The 5,019-nt window shown below is 41.0% G+C and carries 6 protein-coding genes; 3 read left to right on the top strand and 3 right to left on the bottom strand.

The window, feature by feature from the left end; translation table 11 throughout:
- Nucleotides 1-3: 3 nt before the first annotated feature.
- Nucleotides 4-504 (bottom strand): hypothetical protein, encoded by a 501-nt coding sequence (locus IQ228_RS20890; protein WP_193964267.1) that lies wholly within the window; start codon nt 502-504, stop codon nt 4-6.
- Between the two features lie 384 nt (nt 505-888).
- Between IQ228_RS20890 and fba the strand changes: the two genes are divergently transcribed.
- Complete coding sequence (gene fba, locus IQ228_RS20885) at nt 889-1,962, top strand: class II fructose-bisphosphate aldolase (protein ID WP_027403190.1); 1,074 nt, start codon at nt 889-891, stop codon at nt 1,960-1,962.
- 646 nt (nt 1,963-2,608) lie between these two features.
- Nucleotides 2,609-3,079 carry a DUF29 domain-containing protein gene (locus IQ228_RS20880; protein ID WP_193964265.1) on the top strand — a complete coding sequence of 157 codons (471 nt, stop codon included), beginning with the start codon at nt 2,609-2,611 and terminating at the stop codon, nt 3,077-3,079.
- A 149-nt stretch (nt 3,080-3,228) separates the two neighbouring features.
- Here IQ228_RS20880 and IQ228_RS20875 read toward each other — a convergent pair whose 3' ends face one another.
- Nucleotides 3,229-3,435, bottom strand: coding sequence for a hypothetical protein (locus IQ228_RS20875; RefSeq protein ID WP_035082546.1), 207 nt, complete (start codon nt 3,433-3,435; stop codon nt 3,229-3,231).
- Between the two features lie 90 nt (nt 3,436-3,525).
- A complete protein-coding gene (locus IQ228_RS20870) occupies nt 3,526-4,326 on the bottom strand; it encodes a hypothetical protein (RefSeq protein WP_027403187.1) in 801 nt (266 codons plus the stop codon).
- 124 nt (nt 4,327-4,450) lie between these two features.
- Between IQ228_RS20870 and cobU the strand changes: the two genes are divergently transcribed.
- Complete coding sequence (gene cobU / locus IQ228_RS20865) at nt 4,451-4,996, top strand: bifunctional adenosylcobinamide kinase/adenosylcobinamide-phosphate guanylyltransferase (protein ID WP_027403186.1); 546 nt, start codon at nt 4,451-4,453, stop codon at nt 4,994-4,996.
- Nucleotides 4,997-5,019: the final 23 nt, after the last annotated feature.

The raw sequence follows: 5,019 nt of genomic DNA, 5'->3' as shown, positions 1-5,019 counted from the left end.
TTTTTATACAGTATTTTTGGAGAATTTTAACAAAAATATACCAATTGCAAAAGCTAAACCACTGTAAAAATAATACAACCAATGCCAAGGTAACACACCCAAGGCAAATAAAACACCCCGCTTCTCAGAGAAAAAACGGTAAACGGAAGCATTGATATTTATAAGTAGTATAGATATAACAGCAGCAAGAATTAATAGTTTCCATTGCCACCAACAAGCAACCAAAGTCAGTAGAAATGAGTAAACTAAAATCACACTTAGCCGACTTGACCAACCAAGATTCAAATCAGAAGGCATTTTTCCTTGACGGAGTATCAATTGAACCCAAGGTAAAGCGCGATCGCACACATCTGCTTTAATTAAAGATATTACTCCCCATCGTTTTAAATGTTTTACTTGTAAAGCCTTGTCCAGCCTAATTTTATAACCTGCTGCTTTGAGCCGATAGCCTAATTCAATATCTTCCACACAGGGACGACAATAGGTTTCATCAAAGCTCCTCATAGATAAGAAGATATCACGGCGAATCGCACCATAAGCCCCCCAAGAAGTGAAAGCATCCTCTTTAGCATTTTGATGGGTGTAATGATGAAAAAGATTTTTGTATTGGGAAAGAAAACTTCTTTACTCTTTACTCTTGCCTCTTGCCTTGCTATAACGACAATTTTCAACGCCAACCTACTTACCTGAGTTCGACATAAGTTTACACAGACATTACATAGCTTGAGAATATCAGCCGATAAAGTTTCTTAACAAAAGCGATCGCTACTAGTTATAATTTTCTGTAAGTTGAAAAAAACATTAAGATTAGCGTAAAAATTACATTAAAATAAAGATTACGCTTCTATTAAACTGACTAGCTAAATACCCAAATTAGGAGGAATATATATGGCTCTCGTACCAATGCGGTTGCTTTTGGATCATGCTGCTGAACACGGTTATGGTATCCCCGCTTTTAACGTCAACAACTTAGAGCAGATTCAAGCAATCATGAAGGCTGCGGTTGACACAGATAGCCCCGTAATCTTACAAGCTTCTCGCGGCGCTCGTAATTATGCCGGGGAAAACTTCCTCCGTCACCTGATTTTGGCTGCGGTAGAAACCTATCCTCAGATTCCCATTGTCATGCACCAAGATCATGGTAATGCTCCTTCTACCTGCTACTCAGCGATGAAGAACAACTTCACCAGCGTGATGATGGATGGTTCTTTGGAAGCTGACGCTAAAACCCCTGCCAGCTTTGAATATAACGTTAGAGTTACGAGCGAAGTTGTCAACGTCGCTCACGCTTTGGGTGTCAGTGTTGAAGGTGAACTAGGCTGTTTGGGTTCTCTAGAAACTGGCGCTGGTGAAGCTGAAGATGGTCACGGTTTTGAAGGTACACTAGACCATTCTCAACTGTTAACTGACCCTGATGAAGCTGTTGAATTCGTAGAAGCAACTCAAGTAGATGCTTTGGCTGTGGCTATCGGTACAAGTCATGGTGCTTACAAGTTTACTCGTAAGCCTACAGGTGAAATTTTGGCTATTAGCCGCATTGAAGAAATTCACCGCCGTTTACCTAACACCCACTTGGTAATGCACGGTTCTTCTTCTGTACCTGAAGATTTGATTGCACTGATTAACCAACATGGTGGTGCTATTCCTGAAACCTACGGTGTACCTGTGGAAGAAATCCAAAAAGGTATCAAGAGTGGTGTGCGTAAGGTAAATATTGACACCGATAACCGTTTGGCTATTACTGCGGCTGTGCGTGAAGCTTTGGCTTCTAATCCCAAGGAATTTGATCCTCGTCACTTCCTCAAGCCTTCTATTGTATATATGCAAAAGGTTTGTGCTGACCGTTATGTACAATTTGGTACTGCTGGTAACGCAAGCAAGATTAAGCAAGTCTCTTTAGAAGATTATGCTGCTAAGTATGCTAAAGGCGATTTGGTCATGAGAGCGGCTGCTAAGGTTTAATCTTTTTCAGTCATAAATTAGGGTATAGCATGGCTATGCCCTTACAAGAATAAACCAGGTGGCGTTAAAGTCTCCTGGTTTTATTAATTAATGTGATAGACTTAAGTAATAGCAGTAAGTAAGGCTATTTGTGTCAGTAACCCAGCCCTAAAGGGACTGGGCTTGTAAGAGTAATCAAGCAAGCCGTACTGACCAGACCACCCTGAGCGTCTTGCCCTGAGCGAAGTCGAAGGGAGTCGAAGGGTAGCCGTTATTTGAGTCACGACACCTCGGAATGCGTTCGCGCCAGCGTGCCGTCAGGCATAGCTAGTTCCCCGCTCTGTCATTTGCAGTTAAACAGTTTTAAGGTCACTGAAACAGTATTGCAAGTCTAAAAAGCTTTTATAACTGGTCGTTCGCGCAGCGTGCCGTAGGCATCAGCTAACATTACCCCAGAAATGGGAGGCTCTTTGGAGCAAAACATTATGCGTACAGAGTTAGAGAATTTGAATCGGTAATTGTCCCGTTGAAAGTACATCACAAAAGTACCCCGAATTTCCTAACTCCAAGGCGGTAATGAAAAAAGATTCAAAGCGGTTAAAACCGCCCGTTTCGTTTCCCTCTCAGGGAGCCAAGCCGCTGAGTTTCCCATTTACCGGGTATTCTTATGACTACCAATTTACAATCTACATCCTTGAGTAGTTATCTTTATAATCAGGATTATTGTTTATGGCTAGAAACGACAGCTAAGTTATTGCGTAATCATCAATTAGATCACGTTGATTTTGAGCATTTGATTGAAGAAATAGAGGACATGGGGAAAGAGAAAAGACGTGAACTTAAAAACCGACTCATAGTTTTACTCATGCACCTACTCAAGTACCAATATCAATCTGAAAAACGTTCTTCTAGTTGGGTGAGGACAATTTGGGAACAATTTTATCAAATTGAATCTTTATTAGAAGATAGTCCCAGCCTTAAACCTTATTATTTAGAAATATTTTCTGATTGTTACTTAAAAGCAGTTCGTGCGGCCAGCACTGAAACTAAATTACCTATTAATTCTTTTCCCACAGAGTCTTCTTTTCTCGCTGATGATCTGACTAATCCTGATTTTATCACTATGCAATTAAGTTAAGAAATGTAACTGCAAATTCAGTTTCTTTAATTGATTGCAATGGGTAAGCTGTTACGCAGCTAAATTTGATAACCATAATTTACTTGAACTTTGTAGTGCGGGCATCTTGCCCGCTAGAATTATACAAACTAAATGCACAACAGCTTAATCTATTGGGGAAAAAAGGCCAAAAAATAGGGGGAAGTTGAACTTTCCCCCTGGTTATTGTTGTGATGATCATTTGGCTTGTGATTGTCTTTGAGTTTCTGTCTGAGCATTTGTCTTTGTTTTTTCAGTTGCCGTTTTCTAGCAGAACCACCTCGACCTTTATCGTTTCTGCCTTCTTGACGCGGGGATTCCCAGCGTTTTAGTCGCATAGTTTTTATTGGTAAAGTTTCACGATGTAGTTCTACAGTAACATGGTTTTTCCTCAATGGCTACTGTATTTTGCCGTAGGGAGAAAATATTTAACTTTGCTGAATATGACTATGTAACATGACTAAGGTTTCTGCTAATTGACTCAAGCGATTTTCTAGGTCTTGTTTGCGTCCTAAAAGTTGTCGTAATCTTTGGTGACGGGCGATCGCTATACTAACACTAGGAACTTGTTCAACTGGACAGGGACGAGACCACACTTGACCGGCTGTATCTACTCCACATAATCGGTAGTCAGTGTGTAGTGGTTTATGAGATTCTTTTTCACTACTAGCACAGATTTCTTCGACATAGTTCATGAGACGCTCTACTTCTGCATGGCGCAATGCGGCTGTTCCTACTGTTTCTGGTTCTTGAACATTAGATTCCAACCAACCATTAATAATTGGTCCTTCCAAGTAAATATCCTGAATCTGCTGTATTATTTTTTGTAGTTCTAGTTGCCAATCAGCTACTTTGTCTTGAATTTCTTGGAGCATATTCATGGCCAGTGCTGGGTTAGCGCTGTGACGATGATTGCTGAATGATGGAGTTTTAAATTTCGGGAGAGTTGGCGTTTTTTCTCCATTGTCTTGGGCTGGAAAGGCTGAGACGGAATTATGGTGAGGAAATAAATTTGCCTCTGGAGTTTCATGAATAACTGAATCTGCTTCTAAGTTACTATTATAAGTCTGGGTTGTCTTTTGGGAATTTTCTGGAGATTCCTGGGGACCGATACTAATGCGAAAGGAAAAGGAACGTTTGCTTTCTTCACCTGGTTCTGTGGTGACATCATCATTGCGAGTTTTTAAATCATGCAGCGTAGCCTCTATCCGTTTTAGCCCTGGTTTCATAAGCATATCCTAAAATTTATGGTCTTTGGCAAGAAAGAATTCAGGAGTACAGAAAGGTGTTGATTTTGGGGATACTTGATTTAACTCGTGTATTCTTCCTGATGAAACATTATATTATCAAATAATGGGGAAAATAATTTTGGTGACAGGTGCAGCCCGCTCTGGTAAAAGTGAATGGGCGGAAGATTTGGCGATAAAGTCGGAAAAAAATGTTGTCTACATTGCCACAGCTACACAAAATCCTGATGATCTAGAATGGCAAGAACGCATTCAAAAACATCAACAACGCCGTCCTCAAGATTGGATAACTCTTGCTGTTCCTGTGGAACTAACTGCTGCTTTGGCTCAATCTCAGCCGCATACTTGCCTGTTGGTGGATTCTTTAGGAACTTGGGTGGCTAATTTTCTGGAGGAGGAGGATTTAGCTTGGGAAAATACTGTGAGGGAGTTTCTGGCAATTCTGCCGTTAGTGGCTGCTGATGTCATATTTGTGGGGGAAGAAACAGGTTGGGGTGTAGTTCCAGCTTATCCTCTAGGGCGCAAATTCCGCGATCGCCTGGGCGCTTTAGTGAGACAATTAGGGACAATCTGTGAACCTGTTTATTTGGTGACGGGTGGTCATGCCTTGAATTTGAGTTTATTAGGTGTAGCATTACCAGTAGCTAAATAGGGAGTGGGGGGAGTGGGGGGAGT

Origin of the sequence: Dolichospermum sp. LEGE 00246 (genome assembly GCF_015207865.1) — a bacterium.
Taxonomy (GTDB): domain Bacteria; phylum Cyanobacteriota; class Cyanobacteriia; order Cyanobacteriales; family Nostocaceae; genus Dolichospermum; species Dolichospermum heterosporum.
The sequence above is the reverse complement of the archived record's forward strand: the minus strand, read 5'-3'. Positions and strand labels throughout refer to the sequence as shown.